Origin of the sequence: Amycolatopsis roodepoortensis (assembly GCF_014873915.1) — a bacterium.
GTDB classification, from domain to species: domain Bacteria; phylum Actinomycetota; class Actinomycetes; order Mycobacteriales; family Pseudonocardiaceae; genus Amycolatopsis; species Amycolatopsis roodepoortensis.
Genome location: NZ_JADBEJ010000001.1, coordinates 20,624 through 44,605 on the forward strand (window position 1 = coordinate 20,624; position 23,982 = coordinate 44,605).

The 23,982-nt window shown below is 68.9% G+C and carries 27 protein-coding genes; 13 read left to right on the forward strand and 14 right to left on the reverse strand.

The window, feature by feature from the left end; translation table 11 throughout:
- Window positions 1-4: 4 nt before the first annotated feature.
- The gene (locus H4W30_RS00095) at window positions 5-1,201 is read left to right on the forward strand and encodes a DUF6986 family protein (protein ID WP_192740911.1); all 1,197 of its coding nucleotides are present in this window, start codon (window positions 5-7) and stop codon (window positions 1,199-1,201) included.
- A 64-nt stretch (window positions 1,202-1,265) separates the two neighbouring features.
- On the opposite strand, the gene H4W30_RS00100 is transcribed toward H4W30_RS00095, so the two are convergent.
- Window positions 1,266-1,574 (reverse strand): hypothetical protein, encoded by a 309-nt coding sequence (locus H4W30_RS00100; RefSeq protein WP_192740912.1) that lies wholly within the window; start codon window positions 1,572-1,574, stop codon window positions 1,266-1,268.
- Window positions 1,575-1,932: 358 nt separating this feature from the next.
- On the opposite strand from H4W30_RS00100, the gene H4W30_RS00105 reads away from it, so the two are divergent.
- Window positions 1,933-2,178 carry a hypothetical protein gene (locus tag H4W30_RS00105; protein ID WP_101609689.1) on the forward strand — a complete coding sequence of 82 codons (246 nt, stop codon included), beginning with the start codon at window positions 1,933-1,935 and terminating at the stop codon, window positions 2,176-2,178.
- Here the strand turns inward: H4W30_RS00105 and wzt are convergent.
- Window positions 2,154-2,912: a galactan export ABC transporter ATP-binding subunit Wzt/RfbE gene (gene wzt / locus H4W30_RS00110; RefSeq protein ID WP_192740913.1), complete on the reverse strand. Its 759-nt coding sequence runs from the start codon at window positions 2,910-2,912 to the stop codon at window positions 2,154-2,156. The two genes, H4W30_RS00105 and wzt, sit on opposite strands and share 25 nt — an antisense overlap.
- A 74-nt stretch (window positions 2,913-2,986) precedes the next feature.
- Between wzt and H4W30_RS00115 the strand changes: the two genes are divergently transcribed.
- Window positions 2,987-3,625 (forward strand): TetR/AcrR family transcriptional regulator, encoded by a 639-nt coding sequence (locus H4W30_RS00115; protein ID WP_192740914.1) that lies wholly within the window; start codon window positions 2,987-2,989, stop codon window positions 3,623-3,625.
- Window positions 3,626-3,688: 63 nt separating this feature from the next.
- On the opposite strand, the gene H4W30_RS00120 is transcribed toward H4W30_RS00115, so the two are convergent.
- The 5 genes from H4W30_RS00120 to H4W30_RS00140 form a co-directional block, all read right to left on the reverse strand.
- A complete protein-coding gene (locus H4W30_RS00120) occupies window positions 3,689-4,942 on the reverse strand; it encodes an HNH endonuclease signature motif containing protein (protein ID WP_192740915.1) in 1,254 nt (417 codons plus the stop codon).
- A 298-nt stretch (window positions 4,943-5,240) separates the two neighbouring features.
- Window positions 5,241-5,717: a GNAT family N-acetyltransferase gene (locus H4W30_RS00125; RefSeq protein ID WP_192740916.1), complete on the reverse strand. Its 477-nt coding sequence runs from the start codon at window positions 5,715-5,717 to the stop codon at window positions 5,241-5,243.
- Between the two features lie 9 nt (window positions 5,718-5,726).
- Entirely contained in the window at window positions 5,727-6,332 is a 606-nt protein-coding gene (locus H4W30_RS00130) for a DsbA family protein (RefSeq protein ID WP_192740917.1), read from the reverse strand.
- Between the two features lie 36 nt (window positions 6,333-6,368).
- A complete protein-coding gene (locus tag H4W30_RS00135; RefSeq protein ID WP_192740918.1) occupies window positions 6,369-6,851 on the reverse strand; it encodes a MarR family winged helix-turn-helix transcriptional regulator in 483 nt (160 codons plus the stop codon).
- A 1-nt stretch (window position 6,852) separates the two neighbouring features.
- Entirely contained in the window at window positions 6,853-8,274 is a 1,422-nt protein-coding gene (locus H4W30_RS00140) for a PucR family transcriptional regulator (RefSeq protein ID WP_192740919.1), read from the reverse strand.
- Window positions 8,275-8,410: 136 nt separating this feature from the next.
- Between H4W30_RS00140 and H4W30_RS00145 the strand changes: the two genes are divergently transcribed.
- From H4W30_RS00145 to H4W30_RS00175, 7 genes are all read left to right on the forward strand, one after another.
- The gene (locus H4W30_RS00145; RefSeq protein ID WP_192740920.1) at window positions 8,411-9,280 is read left to right on the forward strand and encodes an FAD binding domain-containing protein; all 870 of its coding nucleotides are present in this window, start codon (window positions 8,411-8,413) and stop codon (window positions 9,278-9,280) included.
- Complete coding sequence (locus tag H4W30_RS00150; RefSeq protein WP_192740921.1) at window positions 9,271-9,741, forward strand: (2Fe-2S)-binding protein; 471 nt, start codon at window positions 9,271-9,273, stop codon at window positions 9,739-9,741. Before H4W30_RS00145 ends, H4W30_RS00150 begins: the two co-directional genes overlap by 10 nt.
- Window positions 9,738-11,087 carry an 8-oxoguanine deaminase gene (locus tag H4W30_RS00155; protein WP_192740922.1) on the forward strand — a complete coding sequence of 450 codons (1,350 nt, stop codon included), beginning with the start codon at window positions 9,738-9,740 and terminating at the stop codon, window positions 11,085-11,087. Before H4W30_RS00150 ends, H4W30_RS00155 begins: the two co-directional genes overlap by 4 nt.
- Window positions 11,084-13,366: a xanthine dehydrogenase subunit D gene (pucD, locus tag H4W30_RS00160; RefSeq protein WP_192740923.1), complete on the forward strand. Its 2,283-nt coding sequence runs from the start codon at window positions 11,084-11,086 to the stop codon at window positions 13,364-13,366. The genes H4W30_RS00155 and pucD overlap by 4 nt, the downstream gene beginning before the upstream one ends.
- A 33-nt stretch (window positions 13,367-13,399) precedes the next feature.
- Window positions 13,400-13,894, forward strand: coding sequence for a nucleoside deaminase (locus H4W30_RS00165; RefSeq protein WP_192740924.1), 495 nt, complete (start codon window positions 13,400-13,402; stop codon window positions 13,892-13,894).
- Window positions 13,895-14,104: 210 nt separating this feature from the next.
- Window positions 14,105-15,547: an NCS2 family permease gene (locus H4W30_RS00170; protein ID WP_126733434.1), complete on the forward strand. Its 1,443-nt coding sequence runs from the start codon at window positions 14,105-14,107 to the stop codon at window positions 15,545-15,547.
- Window positions 15,538-15,909: an allophanate hydrolase-related protein gene (locus H4W30_RS00175; protein ID WP_192740925.1), complete on the forward strand. Its 372-nt coding sequence runs from the start codon at window positions 15,538-15,540 to the stop codon at window positions 15,907-15,909. Before H4W30_RS00170 ends, H4W30_RS00175 begins: the two co-directional genes overlap by 10 nt.
- A 42-nt stretch (window positions 15,910-15,951) precedes the next feature.
- Here H4W30_RS00175 and H4W30_RS00180 read toward each other — a convergent pair whose 3' ends face one another.
- Together H4W30_RS00180 and H4W30_RS00185 are read right to left on the reverse strand one after the other, a co-directional pair.
- On the reverse strand, window positions 15,952-16,641 hold the full coding sequence (locus H4W30_RS00180) for a hypothetical protein (RefSeq protein WP_192740926.1): 690 nt from the start codon (window positions 16,639-16,641) through the stop codon (window positions 15,952-15,954).
- Window positions 16,642-16,743: 102 nt separating this feature from the next.
- Window positions 16,744-17,319 carry a TetR/AcrR family transcriptional regulator gene (locus H4W30_RS00185; RefSeq protein WP_455423565.1) on the reverse strand — a complete coding sequence of 192 codons (576 nt, stop codon included), beginning with the start codon at window positions 17,317-17,319 and terminating at the stop codon, window positions 16,744-16,746.
- Window positions 17,320-17,468: 149 nt separating this feature from the next.
- Here H4W30_RS00185 and H4W30_RS00190 point away from each other — a divergent pair, with 149 nt between their 5' ends.
- Window positions 17,469-18,980: an alpha/beta hydrolase gene (locus H4W30_RS00190; RefSeq protein WP_192740928.1), complete on the forward strand. Its 1,512-nt coding sequence runs from the start codon at window positions 17,469-17,471 to the stop codon at window positions 18,978-18,980.
- Window positions 18,981-19,070: 90 nt separating this feature from the next.
- Here H4W30_RS00190 and pucL read toward each other — a convergent pair whose 3' ends face one another.
- Genes pucL through H4W30_RS00210 form a run of 4 tightly spaced genes read right to left on the reverse strand, consistent with a single transcriptional unit; the run spans window position 19,071 to window position 21,296 of the window.
- On the reverse strand, window positions 19,071-19,949 hold the full coding sequence (pucL, locus tag H4W30_RS00195; protein ID WP_192740929.1) for a factor-independent urate hydroxylase: 879 nt from the start codon (window positions 19,947-19,949) through the stop codon (window positions 19,071-19,073).
- A gap of 6 nt (window positions 19,950-19,955) precedes the next feature.
- Window positions 19,956-20,273 (reverse strand): hydroxyisourate hydrolase, encoded by a 318-nt coding sequence (gene uraH, locus H4W30_RS00200; protein WP_192740930.1) that lies wholly within the window; start codon window positions 20,271-20,273, stop codon window positions 19,956-19,958.
- Complete coding sequence (gene uraD, locus H4W30_RS00205; RefSeq protein WP_192740931.1) at window positions 20,270-20,761, reverse strand: 2-oxo-4-hydroxy-4-carboxy-5-ureidoimidazoline decarboxylase; 492 nt, start codon at window positions 20,759-20,761, stop codon at window positions 20,270-20,272. The genes uraH and uraD overlap by 4 nt, the downstream gene beginning before the upstream one ends.
- A 58-nt stretch (window positions 20,762-20,819) precedes the next feature.
- Window positions 20,820-21,296 (reverse strand): helix-turn-helix domain-containing protein, encoded by a 477-nt coding sequence (locus tag H4W30_RS00210; RefSeq protein ID WP_192740932.1) that lies wholly within the window; start codon window positions 21,294-21,296, stop codon window positions 20,820-20,822.
- A 105-nt stretch (window positions 21,297-21,401) separates the two neighbouring features.
- Here H4W30_RS00210 and allB point away from each other — a divergent pair, with 105 nt between their 5' ends.
- Both allB and alc read left to right on the forward strand, forming a co-directional pair.
- On the forward strand, window positions 21,402-22,730 hold the full coding sequence (allB, locus tag H4W30_RS00215; protein ID WP_192740933.1) for an allantoinase AllB: 1,329 nt from the start codon (window positions 21,402-21,404) through the stop codon (window positions 22,728-22,730).
- Window position 22,731: 1 nt separating this feature from the next.
- Window positions 22,732-23,748 carry an allantoicase gene (gene alc, locus H4W30_RS00220; protein ID WP_192740934.1) on the forward strand — a complete coding sequence of 339 codons (1,017 nt, stop codon included), beginning with the start codon at window positions 22,732-22,734 and terminating at the stop codon, window positions 23,746-23,748.
- A gap of 14 nt (window positions 23,749-23,762) precedes the next feature.
- Here alc and H4W30_RS00225 read toward each other — a convergent pair whose 3' ends face one another.
- The gene (locus H4W30_RS00225) at window positions 23,763-23,939 is read right to left on the reverse strand and encodes a hypothetical protein (RefSeq protein ID WP_192740935.1); all 177 of its coding nucleotides are present in this window, start codon (window positions 23,937-23,939) and stop codon (window positions 23,763-23,765) included.
- Window positions 23,940-23,982: the final 43 nt, after the last annotated feature.

Consider the following 23,982-nt stretch of genomic DNA (forward strand, 5'->3'; position numbering starts at 1 on the left):
ACAGATGGGGAACGGGCGGCTCGCCGAGGACGTTTACACCGCCGCTGACGCGCGTCTGGCCGAGGCCGACGCGCGCGTCACGGCCAAGTATCCCGGCGAGCCGCCCGGCCGCCAGCCCGTGCACACCGTGTACGTGCCCGCGTCGCAGTACAAGACGCGGCTCGTGGCGGACTGGGGCAAGCAGGCCTTGCGGGTCTTCGGCGAGCACGCCGATCAGCTGGGCCTGGACGCGGACATCGCCGACCGGGTCCGGACCAAACTGCTGACCGAACCGATCGAGGATCTGCGGATCGACTTCGAGGACGGCCTCGGCAGGCCGGGTGACGACGAAGAGGACGCCATCGCGCTCGCCGCCGGGAGGACCCTCGCCGTCACGGGCGGCACGCCGTTCGTCGGCATCCGGTTCAAGAGTTTCGAGCAGGCGACCCGCCGCCGAGGCATCCGCACGCTCGATCTCTTCCTGGCCGGGTTGCTGGAAAGTGGCCCGCTGCCGGATGGTTTCGTCGTCACGCTGCCGAAGGTGACCGCCGTCGAGCAGGTCGAAGTGGCGGCGGATGTCCTGGAGCGCCTCGAATCCGCGTACGGGCTGCCCGAGGGCGCGCTGCGGTTCGAAGTCCAGATCGAGACCGCGCAGTCCATTGTGGACATCGATGGAACGGTGGCGGTGCCGCGGATCATCGAAGCCGCGCGCGGCCGGTGTTCGGGGCTGCACTACGGAACCTACGACTACAGCGCCGGGCTCGGGATCAGCGCCGAGTACCAGAGCATGGAACATCCGGCCGCCGACTTCGCCAAGCAGCTCATGCAGGTTTCGGCCGCGGGCACCGGCGTCCGGCTTTCCGACGGCTCGACGAACAAGCTGCCCGTCGGGGACGCGATCCTCCCGGCCTGGCGCGAACATCTGCGGCTCGTGCGACGCTCTCTGGAGCGAGGTTTCTACCAGGGCTGGGATCTGCACCCGCACCAGCTGCCGACCCGGTTCGCCGCCACGTACGCGTTCTTCCGCGAAGGTTTCCCGGCCGCGCTGGGCCGGTTGCGGGATTACGCGGACCAGACCGGTCGTGGAGTGCTGGACGAGCCGGCGACCGCTCAGGCTCTGGCGAGCTTCTTGGTGCGCGGACTGGATTGCGGCGCCGTCGACGTGGGGGAGCTTTCGTTCTCCCGGGCGGAGTTGGACGGCTACGCGCGCCGGACGGTATGAGCAGCGGCTGAGCGAACGTCTTTCGTGGCAGACGCTCGCTCAGCCGCTGCTCGCCCGGGCGGCGTCAGGCGGACTTCGCGACGAGCACCAGCATGGCGAGCTGGGCTGCGATCGTTCCGGCCGTCGCCCACACCGGAAAGGCGGCCGGAACCACCTGCAACGTGAGCGCCGGGCCGAGTACGGCCCCGAGCACCAACAACGTGTTCAGGATCGTCGCGAGTAGCCGACGGGTTTCAGTGGCGGGCACCGCCGCTTCGGCCTTCAGCTCGGTCGTTTCGATCCTGACCCTGGCGAGCGGGGTCGGTGTCTCCGCCCAGCTCGGTATTGCTTCCACGGGCGCGGTCTCTCCCGGGCCCTCGATTTCGGCAGCCATGCGCATGCCCTTTCCGACCCAGTCAGGCGAGCCGGGATTGGCGCGTCAAGCTGGGGACCACTTTTGCCCGGAGGCGACTTTCCCTCCAGATCCGCCGCTCGCGGATTTCCCCTCTCCAACCCGCGCGCCGCGTTTCCTCCTTCCAGACCGGCGAAGTGAGTGGTCGCACTTGCCGTCCGCCGCATGGGACGGATGCCGGTCTGAACCGGCCCCGGAGGGCCGAGACCCACTGTAGGACCGTCGTGAGGAAGGTCGCAACCCATCTCGCACCTTTTCGGTGCGGAAAATGTGGTTAACGCGCACTCTTCTGTGTCAGCATGGTCAGGCGGCCCGACGGCCGCAGGGGAAGGGAGCGGGTATGCCATCGGTCGAGGAGACCGCGACCGGCCGCCCCGCGGTGGTCGATCGCGTCAACGTCGCGCTGATCGCCGAGGCGGTCGACGCGCTGGGCAAACTGCAGGAGCGCACCGGGTTGAAGAAGGTCGACCTGGTCAACCGCGCGCTGCTGATCTACGAGTTCGTCGACGCGGAACTCCGTGCGGGCAAACAGGTCGTGCTGCGGGATCCGGACGGACAGGATCAGCTGGTCAAGATCTTCCTTTGATCGTCGTGATAGGTGGCGAGAACCTCGTCGAGTGAGCCGCGCGTGCGGATACGGCCCTCGTCCATCCAAAGGCCCGTGGAGCACAGTTCCCGCAGCAGTTCGTCGGAATGCGAAGCGAACACCAGCACTCCGGAGCGGCGGGCGAGGTCGACCAGCCGTTCGCGTGCCTTGGTCAGGAACGCGGCGTCGATCGCGCCGAGGCCCTCGTCGAGGATGAGGATTTCCGGGTCGATGGTGGTGACCACGCCGAGCGCGAGCCGGACCCGCATGCCGGCGGAGTAGGTGCGTAAGGGCAGGTGCAGATAGTCGCCGAGTTCGGTGAACTCCGCGATGTCGTCGACCCGTTTCGCCATCTGCTTGCGGCTCATGCCGAGGAACAGGCCCCGGATGAGGATGTTTTCGTGGCCGGAGACCTCGGGATCCAGGCCGACGCCGAGGTCGAACACCGGTGCGATCCGCCCGACGACTTGCGCGGTGCCCCTGGTCGGCTCGTAGATGCCGGACAGCAACCGCAGGAGCGTGGACTTCCCGGCGCCGTTGTGCCCGACCAGGCCGACGCGATCGCCTTCGCGTAGCGACAGCGAGACATCCCTCAGGGCCTCGATGATCGGGACCTTCGAGCCGGTGCCGATCTTGCCGCCGACCTTGCCGAGCACCCGTTTCTTCAGTGACCGGGTTTTGGCGTCGAAGATCGGGAAATCGACGTAGGCGCCCCGCACCTCGATGCTGACCACGGACCGGCCTCCTTGCTCTCGGCAGATGCGAACGGAAGTTATCATTCGCATCTTGGTGCGGTAACGTGCGGCCGGTGAGTCGATCCGTCGATCAGGGCTTCCGGCCGCCGCAGCAAGCCCGCAGCCGGGAGTCCCTGCGTAAGGTGCTGGCCGCCGCCGAACATGTTCTGGCAGGCCAGGGCTTCGAGGAGTTCACCGTCGCGGCGGTCGCCGAGCGGGCCGGAATGTCGGTGGGTGCGATCTATCGCCGGTTCGACGGCAAGAACCAGCTGCTGTATGCCGTGAAGGACGAACTGCTCGGGCAGCTGGAGACCGCCGTCCGTGACGCGCTCGGCTCTGCGGAGCCCGGCCTGGGCGGGGTCGTCGGCGCGTTCACTCAGGCATTGGCGGTGACCTTCGCCCGCCACGACCGGATCTTCTCCGAGCTGCTCGACAGCCAGCGCGCAGAAGGACGCGACCGCGGCCTCCAAGCGCTGGCCACGATCCAGCGCGATTTCGTGGAGGCGGCTCGGCCTTGCCTCGGGGAGGTCCGGCGGCCGGACGCGGAGCAGGCGATCCGGATGATGAGCCGGACCGTCATCGGGTCTTGCGTGCATCGGGCGGCCAGCGGCCGGTTCTGGTCCGACGGTTTGAGCTGGGATTTTTGGGCGAGCGAGACGACCGAGATGGCGTTGGCCTATCTGGTGTCGGGTGGGTCTTCGGAATCGGCTTGAAGGGATCTGATTCGGGCATGCCGAAGGGCCCGTCGCCGGTGTGGCTGGCGGGCTCCTCGACGTTTAGCGGTGATGCAGGGTGTTTCGCCGGGGATGTCGGAGCGGATCTCGGTATTGGGGTGGGATGAATTCCGGTAATCCGTCGGCCGCCATTCGGACTTCCCAGTCGCCATGATGGATCAGGCGGTGGTGGAACCCGCACAGCAGCACGAGATTCCGAAGATCCGTGGGCCCGCCGTCTACCCAGTGCTCAATATGATGTGCGTGGCAATTCTTCGGCTTCCGATGACAGCCCGGGAACGCACAGCCACCGTCACGAATGTTCAACGCCCGTCTTTGCCCGGGCGTGACGAATCGTCGCAGCCGTCCCACGTCGAGGGGTTCACCGGCGGCGCTCAGCACGACCGGCAACATCAGGCAGTCGCAGGCGGCGAGTCGGGCTTCGCGGGCGGTCATCGTTCCGACGAAGTCGAGGCAGGCGGTGCCGAGGCCGGATTTGAGTTCGTTGAGTCCGATGGTGACGTGGACGAGGGTGCGGTAGCCGCTGGTGCCGGGTTGGTCGGGGCAGGCGATCGCGAGGTCGAGGAGTTCGGCCCAGGCGTCGCCCAGCCGTTCGCATTTCATCCGCAGGTCGGCTTGGCCGAATTCGTCGACCGGTCGCGGCTGGGCGTAGGCCTCGAGTGCGGCGGCGGTGCGAACACCGGTCTCGTCATCGAGCAGCCCGGTCAGTTTCCAGAAGCCGTCTCTGCGGCGTTCCAGGGTGAGTTCGCGGCGTGGTTCCTTGGGCTCAGGCTCCTTGGGTTCGTTGCCGTCGGGGTCCAGCCAACCCAGCAGTTTCGCCTCTGCCTTGGCGAGCTGGTGCGGGCCGGCGTTCGGGGCCAGGTCGGCCAGGATCTTCTCCGCGACCGCCCGATCCTCAACCGAGGTATCAGCAGGCAGCCTCTTCAAGATCTCCAGGATCTGATCGATCCGCTCATCTCCGACCAGCCCCTCGGCGGCGACCGCGGCCGTCTCGGGCGCCACGGCCGGGGCTTCGGTGCCATCCAGGTTCCGCGTCGGATTCAAAGCGATCGCCCGCTTCACCACCACACCCGCCTCACCGCGCGACAACCCCGCCATCTCCGCGAGCCAGCTCGCCGTACTGCCATGCCCGAACAAGTCTTTCGCGCCCCGAGACTCGACCTCCGCCAAAAAACGCCCCAAACCAGCGGTCGCCACCCGAATCACCCGCAAAGACTGCAGCACGCCATGGGCAAGCTCCAGCTTGCCGGCGCGCCACATTTCTTGTGGCAACTCAGGAAGGAAGGTCTCGGACACGCCTCCATAATACCACGATTCATCGAACAGGTGTTCGTAATTTTAAGCGACCAGCGAAACGCGCGGACAACACTGAAGGGTGATGCCGCCGCGTAGGGGGATCACGCAAAGAAAGCGGAGCGCATTTAGTCGGCTAAATGCGCAGTTCCCGTCGCTTCGGCTGTGGCACCGGCGCTCGCGAAGGCTGTGCAAGGAACGCAATTAGCCCACTAAACGCATGCCGCAGTTAGCCGACTAAACGCGTGGCGCATTTAGTCGGCTAAATGCATACCGCAGTTAGTCGACTAAACGCGAAGGGTCAGACGGGCTTCGCGTAGCGCAGGCAAGGCACCGAAACCGGGCCGTCAGGGCCGGCGACCCGATTGTCGAACTCGCCCTCGTCAACCCACCCGCACCGCTCGTAGAACCGCCGCGCCCGCGTGTTCCCCGGCGCCACCGCGAGCCAAGCACGCGAGTGCCCGCCCGCACTCACCAGCCGTTCGGCTTCCGCGAGCAGCGCCCCGGCCACCCCGCTCCCGCGATGGTCCGACGAAACGTAGACCTGTTCGACCTCGTCCCCGACGACCATCACGAAACCCGCCACCTCGCCGTCCAGTACGGCGACGGTCGTGTCGTCGACGCGGTCCGCGGCCCGCTCCCAGAACGATTCACGGGTGCGGATCCGGACGAGCGAGTCGGGCACGTTGCCGAGATGGCCGTCCTGCCAGCCGTGGTACCAGATGTTCGCGACGGCGTCGGCGTCCGCGGGGGTCGCCGGTCGAATCGTCAAAGGCATGCGCGAAGTCTAGGAAACCAGCGCGCCGATCCGCCGCTCCACCTCGTCCGCGCTCGCGTTCCCGGCGACCAGCGTCACCACCTGCTCCGACGGCAAGGAGGCCAAAAGAGTCGGATAGCCGGTGACACCCAATTCCCGCGCCCGCCGGAAATCGTCCGCGGCGGAAACCCGGTCCAGCGCGGCCTCGACGGCGTCCCCGTCCAGGCCTGCCCGCTGTGCGACCACACGATAGGTCGAGACCTCGGACAGGCTCAGCCCGTCGAGATAGAACGCCTCCTGAAGCAGTGCCGCGAGCCGTACCGCGCGGTCCGGCCCGACTTCGCGCAACGCGGCCATTCCGCAGGCAGCGGCCTCGGAGTCCATGACGAACTCCCCGTCCGCGATGAGCCGTTCGTAGCTCTCCCCGAACGGCGCGCCGGTGCGGCGGGTGATCTCGGCGTTGGCCCCCTGGACGTAGCCGAATTGTCGGATCGGCACCCGGCGGCCGCCGAGGAACAGGCCGCCGGAAACCACGTCGACCGGCAGGTCCGGATGCCGGTGCGCGACGTCGGCCATGGTGCGGGCGAACCCGTACGACCAGCCGCAGTACGCGTCGAAGACATAGATGAGCTTCATGACGCGAACCAACGATGTCTGACTGGTCAGATATTCCTACCGGAGCTTGGGGAGTGCGTCACGTGCCGAGTGGCTCAGCGTCCGGAGGTCCTGCGCGAATCGTTCGCGGTGGTCCGCGGGGAGCGGGTCGAGGAAGAGCCGCTGGATGTTCTCGACGTGCACCCGCGCCGCCCGCACGGTCGTCTCCTCGCCTTGCGCGGTAAGCCGCACGAGCTGCACGCGACGGTCCTGTGGATCCGACGCGCGGACGACGAGGCCGAGGGTGGTCATCCGGTCGACCAGCCGCGTCGCGCCACCGGTGGTCAGCACCTGCTCCTGCGCGATCGCGCGCATGCTCATCCCGGCGTCACCCGACCTGCCGACGATGAGCAGGACCTCGAACATCAGATGCGAGATCCCGCATTCGGCCTCCAGCGCGCGGCCGAGCAGGTATTCGAGCCGGTTCGCGGCGCCCATCATCCGGCCGAAGGCGAGCACGCGCGGGTCGTAGGCGGCTTCTTTCGCCGTGGTGATGCCCATTTCAGCTCCCTGCCGACAAGGCCAAATAGACGTCGAGCTGTTCGGTGAACTCGGTCAGGTCGGTGCCGAGCAGTTCGCTCGCGCGCCCGATCCGGTACCGCAACGTGTTGACATGGACGTGCAACGCCCGCGCCGCCCGCGTCGGCGAGCCGGAACATTCGAGGTAGACGCGCAGGGTGTGCACCAGATCGGTGCCCTGTTCGGCGTCGTAGCTCAGCAGCGGGCCCAGCACCCGCCGCCGCAGCGCCGCCCGCAGGCCGTCGGGCGCGCCCGCCAGCAGCAGCCGGTGCATGCCGATCTCGCCGCCGGGGACGACCTCGATCGTGCCGGGTCGTTCCGCCGCCACGGCCAGCGCGTAGCGCGCGACCTCTTTCGCGCCCCGCAGCACGGAAACCGGGGAACGGTCGCTGACGCCGATCAGCACCCGGCGGCACGGCAACAGTGACTCCACCCCGGTCAGGGTGTCGGCCACCGTGGCGGGCCAGTCCTCCGGCCAGTCACCGTCGTCCTCGGCCAGTGCCCAGGTGGTCTCCCCGGCGGGGCCGACGAGCGCGCCAGGCGGCAGGAGTTCGGTCAGGATGCCGCGTGCCGCTTCGGATCCTTCGGTGCGCGCGACGACGACCCGTAGATCGCCGCGGAGCCCGGTCGCGGTCAGCGCCGCGTGCGGATCGCCCCCTTCGTCGAGCGCGGCGAGCAAGGGTTCGAGCACCCTGTCGGTGACGGCGCGGACCTCGTCCGCCCGCGTGCGTGCGAGCCCGATCAGCCCGGCGAGCTCCTCGGCGATCTCGGCCTGTGAGGCGGTCAGCCTGCCGCCGATCGCGAGCAGCCACGGCAACGCGTGCCTGCCGCCGACGGGCCGCACCGAGACGTCGTCGGCTTCCAGGGAACGCCCGCCCGCGGCGACGAACCGGCGCACCAGCTCCGACGGGGTGCCGACAGGTACCACCCAGCAGGGGAGGCCGATCTCGCCGCGCGCCCGCTCCAAGAGGGCTTCGACCGACGAGTCTTCCGTCGCCGCCGAAAGCAAACGTTTGCGGGCGCCTTCCGCGGCCGCGGCCAATGCGAGCACGACGCGTTCGGTGACCACCGAGAACGACAGGTCCGCCGGCACCTCCAGCAACGGGATCCCATGGCGTGTACAGGCTTCGACGAGGTCTTCGGGGATGCCGTCGGAGTCGGCTCCGGACGCCGCCAGCGCCGCCGCCCCGGCCTTCGCGAGCGCGGCGACGAACGCCTCCGAATCACCCGGCCCGCGCCACCACAGCAACCCGCTCAGGACGAGCTCGCCCGCCGACACGTACCGCCCGGGATCGGACAGCTCCGTGACGTAGATCCGGGACACCGGACGGTCGAGCAAGTCCGTCCCGGCGCGGACGCGCAAGCGCAGCCCGGGGAGCGCGAGCAGAGTTTTCACGGTCGTCATCAGGTTTGTAGGAAAGCACAAAACGACCGGCGCGTGCAGGGGAGATTTCATGCTTCGGCACCGTTGCCGCCGTGCGGGCGCAGGGCGTCTACTGAGTCAGCCGTCACACAACGCCGCCGAACCGAGGAGCCTGAGAGTGGATTTCCTGCGCCCCAGCTCGCTGACCGAGGCGCTCGCCGTCAAGGCCGAGCGGCCCGACGCGGTGCCCATCGCGGGCGGCACGGACGTCATGGTGGAGCTCAATTTCGACCACCGCCGCCCCGGCGCGCTGCTCGATCTCAACCGCGTCACCGAACTCGCCGAGTGGACCGAAACCGACGGCAGGATCCGCCTCGGTGCCTCGGTGCCCTACGTCCGGGTGATCGCTGAGCTGGGTGAATTTCTGCCCGCGTTGGCGATGGCTTCGCGCACGGTCGGCTCGCCGCAAATCCGCAACCGGGGCACCGTCGGCGGCAACCTCGGCGCCGCCTCGCCCGCCGGGGACACGCATCCCGTCTTGCTCGTGCTCGGCGCCGAGGTCGAGGCCGCCTCCGTCCGCGGCACCCGGCTGATCCCGGCCGCAGAGTTCTACCTCGGCGTCAAACGCAACGCCCTCGAACCCGACGAGCTGATCACCGCGGTGCACCTGCCCGCCGAGGCAGGCCCGCAGCAGTTCGCCAAGGTCGGGACGCGCAATGCGATGGTCATCGCGGTCTGCTCGTTCGCGCTGGCGCTGCACCTCGACACCCGCGAGATCCGCGCGGCCGTCGGTTCGGCGGCGCCGACCCCGCGCCGCGCGACCGCCGCCGAAGAGTTCCTCGGCGCCGAACTTCCCTGGTCCACCAAGGCTTCGATCACCGATTCCGTCAAACGCCGGTTCGGCGAGCTGGTGGCGGAGGCGGCGTCGCCGATCGACGACGTCCGCGGCAGCGCCGACTACCGCAAACACGCGCTGTCCGTCCTGGCGCGGCGAACGCTGACCTGGGCGTGGAACGACTTCCAGAAGGGTGAACGCGAGTGCGCGTGAACGTGACGATCAACGGCGAGACCCGCCAGGCCGACGACGTCTGGGAGGGCGAAAGCCTGCTGTACGTCCTCCGCGAGCGGCTCGGCCTGCCGGGCTCGAAGAACGCCTGTGAACAGGGCGAATGCGGCTCCTGCACGGTGTACCTCGACGACGTCCCGGTGTGTTCGTGCCTGGTCGCCGCCGGTCAGGTCGAGGGCCGCGAGGTCCGCACGGTCGAAGGGCTCGCCGAGGGCGACCGGCTGGACCGCGTCCAGCAGTCCTTTGTGGACGCGGGTGCCGTCCAATGTGGCTTCTGCACGCCCGGCCTCGTGGTCGCGGCGCACGATCTGCTCAACCGCGTCGAAAACCCGGCCGACGAGGAGATTCGCGAGGCGCTGGCGGGGAACCTCTGCCGGTGTACCGGATACGAGAAGATCCTCGACGCCGTCCGGCTGGCCGCGACCAGGGGAGAGACCACGTGAAGACCGTAATCGAGAACGCCGCGATCGCCACCGTCGACGGAGCGGGCACCGAGCACGCCTCGGGCCACGTCGTCATCGAGAACGACCGGATCGCGGCGGTCGGCGCGGGGAGGGCACCCCACGACGAGTACGACGAACGCGTCGACGGCTCCGGCTGCCTGGTCACGCCCGGTCTGATCAACACGCACCACCACCTCTACCAGTGGGCCACGCGCGGCCTCGCCGCCGACCACACGCTCTTCGAGTGGCTGGTCGCGCTGTACCCGATCTGGGGCAGGCTCGACGCCGAGATCACGCACGCGGCGGCCACGGCCGGTCTCACCCGGCTCGCGACCACCGGCTGCACCACGGTCGCCGACCACCACTACGTCTTCCCGCGCGACGGCGGCGACCAGGTCGAGGCCCTCGCCGCCGCCCGGATCCGGGTCGGCGTGCGGCTGCACGTCGTCCGCGGCTCGATGGACCGCGGCGAGTCGCAGGGCGGGCTCCCGCCGGACAACCTCGTCGAGGAGACCGAGGCCGCGCTGCTCGGCACCGAGGCCGCGATCGAGCGGTTCCACGACGACTCCGCGGGCGCGCATCTGCAGATCGCGGCCGGCCCGTGTTCACCGTTCTCGGTGAGCGAGCGGCTGATGACCGGCGCGGCGGAATTGGCGCGCCGCAAGGGGGTCCGCCTCCACACCCACCTCGCCGAGACGGTCGACGAGGAGAAGCAGTGTCTCGCCGAAGTCGGCTGCACCCCGGCCGAGTACGCCGACAAACTCGGCTGGCTCGCCGACGACGTCTGGCTCGCGCACTCGATCCACCTCGCCCCGGAGGCGATCCGGCGGATGGGCGCCACCGGGACCGGCGCGGCGCATTGCCCGACGTCCAACGGGCGGATCGGCGCCGGGATCGCCCCGGTCCGGCAGCTGCTCGACGCTGGAGTGCCCGTCGGGCTCGGCGCCGATGGCGCGGCGTCCAACGAATCCGGGGGCCTCGGCGAGGAACTGCACCAGGCGCTGTTGCAGGCGCGTCAGCGCGGCGGACCACGCGGGCTGACCACGCGGGAAGCGCTGTGGATGGGCACGATGGGCGGCGCGCGCTGCCTCGGCCGCCAGAAGGACCTGGGTTCGATCGAGGTGGGCAAGCTCGCCGACCTCGCGGTCTGGAACCTGAACGGCCTGAACTACGCCGGGATCACCGATCCGGTCGCCGCCCTGGTGCTCGGCACGACCCCGCCGGTCGAGCGGCTGTACGTCGGCGGCGCGCCCGTCGTCGAGGACGGAACGCTGCGCGAGGAATCCGAAGACGAGATCGCCCGTGAGCTGGCCGTGGCCAGTGCGCGGCTGAGGGAGACGGTATGACCACCACTGAAGTCTCCAAGCAGACCACCGGGAACGGGGTGGGGACGAGCCCGCAGCGGCCCGACGGCACGGTCAAGGTGCGCGGCGAATTCGCCTATTCCTCGGACCTGTGGCACGAGGACATGTTGTGGGGCGCGACGCTGCGCAGCCCGCATCCGTACGCGCGGATCACCGGTATCGACATCACCGAAGCCCTTGCGGTGCAAGGGGTGTACGCGGTGCTGACCCATGAGGACGTGCCGGGCGTGAACAAGTACGGCCTGGAGCACGCGGATCAGCCGGTGCTCGCCGTCGACGTCGTGCGCTACCAGGGAGAGCCCGTCGCACTCGTCGCCGCGGACCATCCCGAGACCGCGCGCCGCGCGATGAAGCGGATCAAGGTCTCCTACGAGGTCCTCGAACCGGTGACGGACTCGGAGAAGGCCGTCGCCGGCGAGGGAGCCGAGCTGCACCCCGGCGGGAACGTCGTGCGGTACGCCAAGATCCGCCACGGTGACCAGTCGGTGAAGGCCGACGTCGTGGTGTCCGGGGTCTACGAGGTCGGCATGCAGGACCAGGCCTTCCTCGGGCCGGAGTCGGGTATGGCGATCCCGGACACCGAAGGCGGCGTCGACCTTTACGTGGCCACGCAGTGGCTTCACGTCGATCAGCAGCAGATCGTCGCCGCGCTGGGGCTGCCCAAGGACAAGGTGCGGCTGACGCTGGGCGGGGTCGGCGGCGCGTTCGGCGGCCGCGAGGACCTTTCGATCCAGGTCCACGCGTGTCTGCTGGCGCTGCACACCGGCAAGCCGGTCAAGATGGTCTACAACCGCGAGGAATCCTTCTACGGTCACGTGCACCGCCACCCGGCGAAGATGTACTACGAGCACGGTGCCGACAAGGACGGCCGCCTCGTTTATGTGAAAGCGAAGCTGTACCTGGACGGCGGCGCGTACGCGTCGTCCACCGGTGCGGTGGTCGCGAACGCCGCCACCCTCGGCGTCGGTCCGTACAATGTGGACAGTGCTTCGGTCGATTGCTGGGGCGTGTACACCAACAACCCGCCTTGCGGCGCGATGCGCGGGTTCGGCGCGGTGCAGGCGGGGTTCGCCTACGAGTCCCAGATGGACAAGCTCGCCGAGGCGTGCGGCATCGACCCCGTCGACATCCGGATCCGCAACGCGATGGCCGAAGGCAGCGTCATGCCGACCGGGCAGATCGTCGACTCGGCGGCCCCGGTCGCCGAGCTGCTGGAACGCCTGCGCGCCAAGCCGTTGCCGGTCACGCACGAAGAACTCGACCTGCGCCGCATGCCCGGCGGCGTCTCCAACACCACGCACGGCGAGGGCGTCGTCCGCGGTGTCGGCTACGCGGTCGGCATCAAGAACATCTGTTTCTCCGAGGGTTTCGACGACTACTCGACCGCCCGTGTGCGGCTGCAGCTCGTCGGCGGCGAACCCGCGGCGACCGTGCACACCGCCGCCTGCGAGGTCGGCCAGGGCCTGGTCACGATCATGCAGCAGATCGTGCGGACCGAACTCGGTATCGAGCAGGTGACCATCCTGCCGATGGACACCAACATCGGCAACGGCGGTTCGACGTCGGCGTCCCGGCAGAGTTACGTCACCGGCGGCGCCGTCCAGGCGGCGTGTGTCGCGGTGCGCTCCGGGCTGCACAAGCACCTGGCGGGCAAGCTCGCCGCGGATGGGAAGCTGAACGTCGTCGCGGGCAAGGTCGTCTCGGCCGACGGCAGCGTGCTCGCGGATCTCGCCGACGTCCTCGGCGACGAGGTCTTCGACGAGACCGTCGAATGGCGCCACCGTCCGACGGTGCCCATCGATCCCGAGACAGGGCAAGGGAACGCGCACGTCCAGTACGGCTTCGCGGCACACCGCGCGGTCGTGGACGTCGACACCGAACTCGGCCTGATCAAGGTCGTCGCGCTCGACTGCGCGCAGGACGTCGGCAAGGCGCTCAACCCGCAGGCGGTGCTCGGCCAGATCCAGGGCGGTTCCGCGCAGGGGCTCGGACTCGCGGTGATGGAGGAGATCCAGACCGACGGCGGGAAGATCCGCAACCCGTCGTTCACCGACTACCTGATCCCGACCGTGCTGGACATGCCGCCGATGGACATCGACGTCCTGGAACGGCCCGACCCGAACGCCCCGTATGGTCTGCGCGGGGTCGGGGAACCGCCGACGATCTCGTCCACCCCGGCGATCGTCGCGGCCATCCGCGCGGCCACCGGGCTCGCGCTGCCCCGCGTCCCGGTGCGCCCGGAGCACCTCACCGGCACCTGAGAACCCGTACTTTTCCGAGCTAGGAGCACATCCGTGGGTACCCGTCTGTCCATTTCGGAGTCCGACGAGCAGAAATGGCTCGCCGAAGCCGTCCAGCTGGCCACCTCGAACGTCGAGCGCGGCGGCGGCCCGTTCGGCGCGATGATCGTCCGGGACGGTTCGGTGCTGGCCACCGGGACCAACCAGGTGACGCCGACGCTGGACCCGACGGCACACGCCGAGGTGGTCGCGATCCGCGCGGCCTGCCAGGCGATCGGCGACTACAAACTCGACGGCTGCGTCCTCGTGACCTCCTGCGAGCCCTGCCCGCTCTGCCTTTCCGCCGCGCTTTGGGCGCGTGTCGGCAAGGTCGTCTACGCCGCGGACCGCCACGACGCGGCCGAGGCGGGCTTCGACGACCGCGAGTTCTACGACCTCTTTTCCCGTCCGCGCGAGACCTGGTCACTACCCGTCGGCCAGCTGTCCCTTCCGGACTCTTTCGCGCCTTTCCAGGCCTGGCTGTCGAAACCCGACAAGAAGGCTTACTGATCCAGGTGAACCCGCGACCGTTATCGCGTCGCCAGGGCACTCGTTCTCGAAGCGACGTGTGTCAGGTGTGAAGAGGCGCCCTGCCGTCGCGACAACGGGGTCTTCGACCGGGCGGGTTCACGTCGTAGTCGGCCGGTTCGGCTGCCACAACTGCTCCGCCGACCGGCTTGCTGAGCGAATCTTCCCGCCCCACAACGTTGTGGAGTAGGCATGACCCAATTAGGTACCGAGCGTCCCCACCTGCCCTCGCCCGAGCCGGGGCGGCTGTCCGGGCTCGACCGCTGGTTCAAGATCTCCCATCGCGGCAGCACGATCGGCCGCGAGGTGCGCGGCGGGATCACCACGTTCGTCGCGATGTGCTACATCGTGCTGCTCAACCCGCTCATCCTCGGCGCGTCGGCCGACATCACCGGCGCGAAGCTGACCACCGAGGCGATCACCACCGCGACCGCGCTGGCGGCCGGCGTCACCACGATCCTGATGGGACTGGTCGGCAACGCGCCGCTGGCGCTCGCGGCCGGTCTCGGTGTCAACGGTGTCGTCGCCTTCCAGATGGCGCCGGCCATGACGTGGGCGCAGGCCTTCGGGCTCGTGGTCCTCGAAGGTTTCTGCATCGTGCTGATGGCCGTTTCCGGTGTCCGGGAACGGATCATCAACGCGATCCCGATGGCGCTCAAGGTCGCGATCACCGTCGGCATCGGCCTCTACATCGCGCTGGTCGGCCTGGTCAGCGCGGGATTCGTGACCAGGACACCGGATTCGGCGCAGTCGACGGTCCCGGTGCGGATGGGGATCGCCGGCCATCTCGAAGGCTGGCCGATCGCGATCTTCTGTCTCGGGCTGCTGCTGATGATCGTGCTGGTGAGCCGCGGGGTTCCGGGCGCGGTGTTGATCAGCATCGCGGTCGCGACCGGGCTCGCCGTGCTGGTCAACAGCGTGTTCCACGTCGAAGGCTGGGGACTGGTCGAGCCCAAGGTGCCCGACCAGGTCGTGGCGCATCCCGATTTCAGCCTGCTGGGCGACATCGATCTCTTCGGCGGATTCGGGTCGGCGGGTGCGGTGACCGCGGCCGTCTTCCTGTTCACGCTGGTGCTTTCCGGCTTCTTCGACGCGATGGGCACGATCACGTCGGTCTCGGAGGAGGCGGGGCTGGTGAAGAACGGCAAGGTCGAGGGGATGGGCCGGATCCTGCTGGTCGACGGCGCGGGCGCGCTGGCGGGCGGCGTCACCGGATCGGCGCCGAACACCGTGTTCCTCGAATCGGCGGCAGGCGTCGGCGAAGGCGCGCGGACCGGGCTGGCGAGCATCGTCACCGGCGGGTTGTTCACCGCCACGCTGTTCCTGACGCCGATCGCGGCGATCGTCCCGGCGCAGGCCGCGGCGCCCGCGCTGGTGGTCATCGGCGGGATGATGATGGCGCAATGCGCGCGGATCCCTTGGCGGGACCTGGATTTCGCGATCCCGGTGTTCCTGACCATCGCGCTGATTCCGTTCACCTACTCGATCACCAACGGGATCGGCGCCGGGCTGGTCGCCTACGTGCTGATCAAGATCTGCAAGGGCAAGATCCGCGAGATCGGCTGGATCCTCGGGATCCTGGCCGCGGTGTTCGGGGTGTACTTCGGGATCGAAGGGATCATGTCGTGGTTCTGATGTTCCTCAACGGCGGCGGGATGCGCGGCGGACCGCTGCACGAACAGCTGCAGGGCACGCCGTTGTGCTGCGTGGCCCGCTCGGCGCCCAAGTACCACTACTACTCCGTGGGCGACCGGTTCCCGGCCATGCACGAGGGCGGTTCCGCGTCGGTCGTGGGCGAGGTCTACGACCTGCCGCTCACGGTGCTGCGGGACCATCTCGTCCCTGCGGAACCTCCGGAACTGGAGCTGGGCGTCATCGAGCTGGAGGACGGCGCGGCCTGTCTCGCCACCGTCCTTCGTTCGTCCTATGTGGACTCTCCGGAGCTGACGGACATCTCCGCGGTGGGGGACTGGCGGGCGTATCTCGCGTCCCGCTAGTGGTTCCGTGAAGGCCTCCCGCGGGGAGGCCTTCACGGAACGTCAGAGCACGAAGACGAGGTCGCTCGCCGCCGCGTGGAACATCTCGGGCGCGCCGGCGTAGAAGGCCCGCCAGGCGCCGGGCTTACGGTGTTCGGCCGAAGCCGCGAAGGCCCAGGTGGTGCCGTTCCAGGTGGCGGTGACCGTCGCCGCCGTGGTCCAGCGGTAGGTGCTGAACGAGAAGTACTGGAGCTCGACCGGGATCGGGTTCGCGGTGTACCGGCCGGGGAACTCGATCGTGCCCGAGCCGGTCACGGCCTTGGCCGCGTCCCGGCCCGCCGCGAACGACGTGATCTTCGCCGGGTGGAGCACGACGATCTTCGCGGTGTCGGCGCCCGAGTTCGCGATCGACGGGTCGGTGGAGAAGAAGTCGGCGCGGTAGTTGCCGGTGCGGATCGGGGTCAGCGTCGCGCTGTACCCGCCCGCGGCGCCGGTGACCGGCTTGGCCTGCGCCTCACCGCAGAAGCCGTTGAAGCAGAACGAGATGCCCACCTCGGCACCCGCGATCGGGGTGGTGTCGGCCTTGGTGAGCTTCCCGGAGATCGTGACGGTCTGCCCGGCGTCGATCTTGGTGCTGCTGGTGGTCGTGGTGAGGGTGGACGGCTGGACCTCGGCGGCGGTCGCGGGTACCGCGCCGGCGGTGAGCAGCGCGGCCGCGGCGATGGTGCCGATCACGAGCTTCCTGATGATCATGGGCTCCCCAAACGGATTCCGGTGTTGGCGACGGCTAGGTCGGCCGGAAGCCGTGGTGTGTTGCGGGAAAATCCCGGTGTTCAGGATTCCGCCGTCGGTGCTTCACGCATCCGGGAGCAACGTGCGCGCGTAGGCCACTGACGAGGCCCCCGCGACCTCGAGCGCTTCGGTGTTACGGAGCGAACGGCTCAACACGAACGCTCCTTCGAGGCTGTTCACCAATGCGATGGTGAGCCGCCGCGCGGCTTCCGGTTCGAGGCCGTACTTGCCCAGCTTCTCGGCGCCGGTCTCGATCCACGCCGTGAAGACGTCGGCCGTCGCGATCCGCAGCTTCTCGTTGGTGCTGGCGACCTCCAGCGCGACCGTCGCGATGGGGCAGGCGTCGGCGTAGTCGGTCGCCTTCAGCGTCTCGGCGGCGCTGGCGAAACACGCCTCGATACCGTGGACGAGGTCCGGCTCGTCGGCGAAGAAGATCTCGAACAGCGCGAGGTACATCATCCCCGAGGTACGGATGACCTCCTCGCCGAGCTGTTCCTTGCCGCCGGGGAAGAAGTGGTACAGCGAGCCGAACGGCGCGTTCGCCGCCTCGACGATCTGCTTCACCCCGGTGCCGGTGTACCCGTTGCGCCGGAGCAGCTCGGCGCCGGCGTTCACGATGCGTTCCCGCGTTCCAGTCACGCTCTCCATGATAGAGCGTTCTATCAAGTTCCGGAGGTCCCTTCGACCTTGGTTCACCTTCCGGCGCTACCTGCGGTCGATGTTCGCCCGGTGTGCCCGGCCCTAGCGTCGTGAGCCGTTGGGAAACCAAGGAAAGAAGGGGGAAGAACATGAAGCGGCTCTTGGCCGTCGGGTTGCTCCCGGTGATCGTGGGCGGGCTGCTCTCCGGAGCCACCACGGCTTCGGCGAGCGTCCCGGCGCACTACGCCGACCAGAAGCTGGATTGGCATCCCTGCGCGGCGGAGGAACTGATCACGTTGCCGCCGGGCACCGATATCAGCGGGCTCGAATGCGCGACGTTCCGTACTCCCCGCGACTGGGATCGCGCGGGCGAGAGGCAGGACCTGACCATCGCCGTCAGCAGGCTGAAGTCCACCGGGCCGTCGACGGCCTCGCTGCTCACCAACCCAGGCGGGCCGGGCGGTCCCGGGCGCTGGTTCCCGGTGACGTTCCGCGGGCAGGAGAAGCTGCGCGAGCATCAGGACATCATCGGGATCGACGTGCGCGGGACCGGCAAGAGCACCAACGTCACCTGCCGGGGTACGGCCGACCTCATCCAGCAGCTGGATCCGCGCGATCGTGACCCGCGCAATCTGAACCAGATCCTGGCCAACGCCGAGCACGTGGCCAGGTCCTGCCAGAGCGCCGGCGGCGAACTCGGCCCGCTGATCACCACCCACCAGACGATCAGGGACTTCGATCTGCTCCGGACGCTGCTCGGCAGGGAGAAGATCAACTGGGTCGGCTACTCCGGCGGCACCTGGCTGGGGGCGCATTACGCGCAGCAGTTCCCGCAGCGGACCGGGCGGTTCGTGCTGGACTCCGCGACGGAGTTCACCACGGACTGGCAGAAGACGTTCGACCGGCAGCCGGTCGGGTTCGAACGGCGCTGGCGGCAGGACTTCCTGCCGTGGATGGCGCGGTACGACGCGAAGTACCACTTCGGCACCAACGGTGAAGAGGTCCGGCAGAGCTACGAGCGGGTCCGCTACGCCTTGTCCCGCAACCCGCTGAACGGAAGCGGGCCGATGGAACTCGACACCGCCATCATCTACATGCTGTACAAGAAGGCGACCTTCCCGGCGCTGGCCGACCTGCTGGTCAAGATCCGGGACGCGATGGAGAACCCGGCGGCCAGGGCAGAGGCGAAGGCGGCCGTCGACGCGGCGGGTGACCACCCCGACGCGCAGGACGCCACCTTCTGGAACACCCTCTGCGGTGAGGGACGTTTCATCGGCACCCGTGAGTCGCTGATCCGCGCCTCGCAGCGGAACCTGGACCGCGGTCTGCTCCTGGCGGGTGGCGGCACGCTGAACGCCTCGGTCTGCCTGTTCTGGGACAAGGAACCCCGTCCGCTGCCGAAGATGGACGGCAAGGGGGTCCCGCCGGTGCTGATCGTGCACTCCGAGCACGACCCGGCCACAGCGATCGAGGGCGCCAGGAAGGCGCACGCCGGGTTCGCGAACTCGCGGATGCTGACCGTGACCGGTGAGGGTGACCACGGGCTCTACGCCGACGGGAACCCCAAGCTGGACGAGATCGTGGACGCCTTCCTGGTCGACGGAGTCATCCCCGCCGACCAGAGCGTCCCGGGGATGCCGCTACCGGTGCCGGCTCCCTAGCGACGCCGGGCCGCCTGCTCCCAGTGTCGCGAAAGCCACTTTCGGGACGCCAGACGTCCCGAAAGTGGCTTTCGCGACGTGCCCGCTGCCCTAGAAGGCGGCGAGGGTGTGCCAGGCCAGGCCGGCGTCCTCGGCGTCGTCCCGGAGGACGACACCCTCGATCAGGCCGTACGGGCGGTCGGCGGCGTAGAAGACCTCATTGTCGTTCTTCAGCCCGAACGGTGACAGGTCGACCAGGAAGTGGTGCTTGTTCGGCAGCGAGAGCCGGACTTCGGCGACCTCTTCGCGTTCCTTGAGCACAGCCTCTCCCATGGCGTACAGCGTTTGCTGCAGGGAGAGGCTGTGCTTGTCCGCGAAGGTCTCCAGCAGGATCCGCCGGACCTCCGCGTGGCTCGTGGCCCAGTCGATCCCGTCACCCTGGTAGCGCCAGCGCGCGGTCACGGCGGTCGCGAGGATCCGGTCGTTCGTCTCGGCCAGCGTCGTGTACTTGTCGCGCGGGAAGCCGTGGAACTCCGAGCCGGTCGACTTGAGCACCACGAGATCGTCCAAACCGGACACCACCCAGGCCTGATCACCCTGCACGGTCACGGCGGTCGTCCGCTTTTCGCTGCCCGCCTGGGAGAACGCGTGATCGTGGCCGGAGATCCGGTTCCAGCCGTGTTCGTCGATCAGGATCCGGGCGCCGGTGATGTGCTCGAACGAGCCGACGAAATGGTGTCCCAGCCGCAGCGCGAAGTCCTCGATCTCACCGACCGGGGCCTCCTTGGCGAAGGCGTAAACGGTGTTCTTCTGGGTGTCGGTCGCGACGACGTCGGCGTTGTCGCCGGTGAGGTGCGTCGCCGCGAGGTCGCCGCGAAGCGACGTCGAAACGGTCAGGTCCTTGAGGTGATGGACGGTGCCTTCGCGCTGGACGGTGACGAGCCGGACTTCGGCCTTGCCGTACTGGTTGGGGCCCAGGGTGATGGCCACGGGCGATCAGCTCCCTCGATAGGTGGAATAGGCGAACGGGCTCAGCAGCAACGGCACGTGGTGGTGCTCGGTCCCGTCGGCGATGCGGAAGGTCAAGGTGACTTCGGGGAAGAAGGAGTCCGGGCCGAGGTGGGCGCCGGTGTCGAAGACCAGCCGGTAGACCCCGGGTTCCAGGGTGTCCGGGCCCAGGTCGCGGATCCGGCCGTCGGCGTCGGTCCGCCCTTCGGCGACGGGTTCGCCCGCGCCGGTTTCGAGCCGGACCCCGACGCCTACCGCCGGCCGTCCCGCGGTGGTGTCGAGGATGTGCGTGGTCACGAGGCTCATGCCGTCACCGCCTTCTCCAGCCGCAGCGCGGCGATCTCGGCCAGCTCTTGACCGGCCACTTCGAGTTCCTTCTCGGGATCGTTCGACAGCCTCGAACGCAGGTTTTCCAGCAGTTCGGCGCCGCTCCGGCCGCTCGCGCAGACCAGGAAGACGTGTCCGAACCTCGCTTCGTACTCGGCGTTGGCCACGGCGAACTCGCGCGCCGCGTCACCGTCCACACCGGACTGTTCCGAGCGCGACCAGCCCGCTTCGGTGCTCTTCCCGTCCGCTTTCTCCCCGATCCGGGGATGGGCGGCCATGGCGCGCCGGACCTCTTCGGGGCGCAACGGGGTGAGCGCCCCGGCCGCGGCGAGCAGCGCGGCGAGATCGGCGTACGGGCGCCTGGCCAGCAGGGTCTCCACCCAGCGCGGGACGTCGAGGCAGGCGGTCAGCGCCGGCCGGACGTCCTGTGCGGGCGCCTCGTTGAACTCTCGAATGGTGAGCGGCACGGGAACTGACGGTACGGCGACGATTCCGCCGCCGTCAACATTTTGTTGAATCAGCTCTTCAGTCTTGGTCCCGGTTGAGGTAGTTGTAGACCGTGAACCTCGTGACCCCCAGCGCCTCCGCGACGGTCGACACCGACTTGCGGAGGCCGAACGCGCCGCGTTCCTTGAGCAGCCGCACCGCGCGCTGCTTGGCGGCGCGGTCGAGGGTGTCGAGTTTCCCGCCGAGTTCGCGTTCGACGTCGCCGATGAGCCGGGCCAGCGCGCTGTGCAGTTCGACGGCGGGCTCGCTCGTTTCGTCGCCGACCTGCCGGAGCTGGAGGGTCACGCGGGTGGCGCCGCCGTTCAGTGCCGCCCTGGCGATGGCGGGGAGCGCGTCGAGGAGGGCGTCGGCGTCGCCGCGGACGAGCGTGCCGAGCGGGCCGAAGTCGGCGGACAGGCCCGCGCCCTCCGCGGTGTCGCGGGCTTTGACGGCGTGTTCGGGTGGCGGACCCTCGCCGTGGAACGGTTCGCTGGTGAACTCGGCTTCTAACTGCACGAAGCGAAGGTAGCGCCGCCAGGGCTCGTTGACGAGCAGGGTGGCCGGAGTTAATGTCGGAGTGCGAAACCTCGATTCCACTCAGTGGAAGTTGGAGGCTTTTAGATGGACTTGGTGATCAAAGTCGCCCGAGCCGTGACGGCCGCCGGAGAGGTACCCGCGACCATCGGCGTCGACGGCGGCCGCATCGTCGCGGTGGAGCCCGCCGGAGCCGATCTCGACGGCGAGCGAGTGCTCGAACTCGGTGAGGACGTCGTCCTGCTGCCGGGGCTCGTCGATACCCATGTGCACGTCAACGACCCTGGCCGCACGGAATGGGAGGGATTCGCTTCGGCGACCCGCGCGGCCGCGGCGGGCGGGGTCACCACGATCGTGGACATGCCGCTGAACAGCCTGCCGCCGACGGTCGACGTCGCGTCGCTGGAGGTGAAGCGCAAGACCGCCGAGGGCCGGGTGCACGTCGACGTCGGCTTCTGGGGCGGTGCGATCCCCGGCAACCTCGCGGACCTGCGCGGGCTTCACGAAGCCGGAGTCTTCGGCTTCAAGTCCTTCCTGCTGCATTCCGGGGTCGACGAGTTCCCGCCGCTGGACGCGCGCGGGCTCGAAGAGGCGATGACCGAACTGCGGACGTTCGACGGCATGATCATCGTGCACGCGGAGGACTCCGACGCGATCGACCACGCGCCCGATCCGCACGGCGAGAAGTACGAGGACTTCCTGCACTCGCGGCCGCGCGGCGCGGAGAACGTCGCGATCGCGCAGGTCATCGAGCTGGCCAGGAAGACCGGCGTCCGCGCGCACATCCTGCATCTGTCCTCATCGGACGCGCTGCCGATGGTCGAGAGCGCGCGGCGCGACGGCGTGCGGCTGACCGCCGAGACTTGCCCGCATTACCTGAGTTTCACCGCGGAGGAGATCGGCGACGGCGCCACGCAGTTCAAATGCTGCCCGCCGATCCGCGAGGCCGGGAACCGTGAACTGCTGTGGAAGGGCCTCGCGGACGGCGTCATCGACTGCGTGGTGACCGACCATTCGCCGTGCACCCCCGAGCTGAAACGCTTCGACAGCGGCGATTTCGGGCTCGCCTGGGGCGGGATCGCCGGCCTGCAGCTCGGCCTGCCCGCCGTCTGGACCCAGGCACGGCAGCGCGGGTTCGCGCTCACCGACGTCGTCCGCTGGATGGCCGAACATCCGGCCGCGCAGGCGGGGATGCGGCGCAAGGGGCATCTCGCGCCGGGTTACGACGCCGACTTCAGCGTGTTCGCCCCCGACGAGGCGTTCGTCGTCGACGTCGCGAAATTGAAGCACCGCAACCCGGTCAGCGCCTACCACGGACGGCCGCTCGCCGGTGTCGTCCGGAGCACGTGGTTGCGAGGCGAGGAGATCACCGGTGAAGACCCGGCAGGCGTTCTGCTGACCCGGGGTGACTGCTGAGATGGAGGATGCCGTGAACGACCGTCCTGAGTGGACAGCCCTGCCCGACCTGGCCTCGCGCAAATTCGGCGGGACCGTGATGTGGGCGACGGACGAGTTGTTCGCCGAGAAGGAGAACCTGGTCAATCCCTGGGTGCCCGCGCATCGGGCGGAGACCTTCGGGCCCAAGGGCCAGGTCTACGACGGCTGGGAGACCCGGCGGCACCGTGAGCCCGGCGACGACCAGGCCATCGTCCGGCTCGGCCTGGCGGGTGCGATCACCGGCGTCATCGTGGACACCGCGTTCTTCAAGGGCAACTACCCGCCGTTCGTCTCGGTCGAAGCGTGCGCCGTCGACGGCTATCCCAACGCCGCCGAACTGTCCGAAGCGGACTGGGACGTGCTGGTGAAACGCGGTGCGGCGGCGGGGCACACGGAGAACTTCTTCGAGGTCGGCGGGAGCAAGCGCTACACGCACGTCCGGCTGACCATGCATCCCGACGGTGGTGTGGCCCGGCTGCGCGTGCACGGCACACCGATCCCGGACCCGCGGCTGCTCGACCTCGGCGCGCTCGACCTGGCCGCGCTGGAGAACGGCGCGGTGGTCACCGGGTGCAGCAACATGTTCTATTCCTCGCCCAACAACCTCTTCTCGCCGGGGCTCGCCGCGCATCAGGCCGAGGGATGGGAGACCGCACGGCGCCGAGACGACGGGAACGACTGGGTCACCGTGCGCCTCGCCGGCGCGGGTGTCGTCCGGTTCGCCGAGTTCGACAACAGCAACCTCAAGGGCAACGCGCCGGGCTGGGCGTCGCTGAGCGGCCGGGACGGCGACGGCGAATGGGTCGAGCTGCTGCCCAAGACGCGGTTGCAGCCTGACACGCGGCACCGGTTCGCCCTCGCCGAGGGCCCTGAGGTGACCGAGGTCCGTCTCGACATCTATCCCGACGGCGGGATGGCGCGCCTACGGCTCTTCGGGGCGCTTTCCGAGCGAGGCCGCGCGGATCTCACCTCGCGTTTCGAGGCGGCGCGCTCCTGACGCGAAATGCGGGGTCAGGGACGAGCGCCGGGCCGGTTCAGGTACGCGGAGAACAACGAGAGAACGGTGCCGATCGAGAAGATCGCGGTGAGCCACCAAGCGCCGCCGATGGACAGGTTCCACACCAGGGCACCCACCATGAGCACCGCCATGACGATGTTCCTGATCTGCAGCGGCGTCGGTTTGGCCATGCCGCCACCCTCTCACGGGCGGCGGCGGGCCCTGCTCAGGCCC

Coding starts and splice junctions, on each gene's coding strand:
- H4W30_RS00095 (WP_192740911.1), top strand. CDS start 5: ATGGGGAACGGGCGGCTCGCCGAGGACGTTTACACCGCCGCTGACGCG.
- H4W30_RS00100 (WP_192740912.1), bottom strand. CDS start 1,574: ATGGCTGCCGAAATCGAGGGCCCGGGAGAGACCGCGCCCGTGGAAGCA.
- H4W30_RS00105 (WP_101609689.1), top strand. CDS start 1,933: ATGCCATCGGTCGAGGAGACCGCGACCGGCCGCCCCGCGGTGGTCGAT.
- H4W30_RS00125 (WP_192740916.1), bottom strand. CDS start 5,717: ATGCCTTTGACGATTCGACCGGCGACCCCCGCGGACGCCGACGCCGTC.
- H4W30_RS00130 (WP_192740917.1), bottom strand. CDS start 6,332: ATGAAGCTCATCTATGTCTTCGACGCGTACTGCGGCTGGTCGTACGGG.
- H4W30_RS00135 (WP_192740918.1), bottom strand. CDS start 6,851: ATGGGCATCACCACGGCGAAAGAAGCCGCCTACGACCCGCGCGTGCTC.
- H4W30_RS00140 (WP_192740919.1), bottom strand. CDS start 8,274: ATGACGACCGTGAAAACTCTGCTCGCGCTCCCCGGGCTGCGCTTGCGC.
- pucD (WP_192740923.1), top strand. CDS start 11,084: ATGACCACCACTGAAGTCTCCAAGCAGACCACCGGGAACGGGGTGGGG.
- H4W30_RS00170 (WP_126733434.1), top strand. CDS start 14,105: ATGACCCAATTAGGTACCGAGCGTCCCCACCTGCCCTCGCCCGAGCCG.
- H4W30_RS00180 (WP_192740926.1), bottom strand. CDS start 16,641: ATGATCATCAGGAAGCTCGTGATCGGCACCATCGCCGCGGCCGCGCTG.
- H4W30_RS00190 (WP_192740928.1), top strand. CDS start 17,469: ATGAAGCGGCTCTTGGCCGTCGGGTTGCTCCCGGTGATCGTGGGCGGG.
- uraH (WP_192740930.1), bottom strand. CDS start 20,273: ATGAGCCTCGTGACCACGCACATCCTCGACACCACCGCGGGACGGCCG.
- allB (WP_192740933.1), top strand. CDS start 21,402: ATGGACTTGGTGATCAAAGTCGCCCGAGCCGTGACGGCCGCCGGAGAG.
- alc (WP_192740934.1), top strand. CDS start 22,732: ATGGAGGATGCCGTGAACGACCGTCCTGAGTGGACAGCCCTGCCCGAC.
- H4W30_RS00225 (WP_192740935.1), bottom strand. CDS start 23,939: ATGGCCAAACCGACGCCGCTGCAGATCAGGAACATCGTCATGGCGGTG.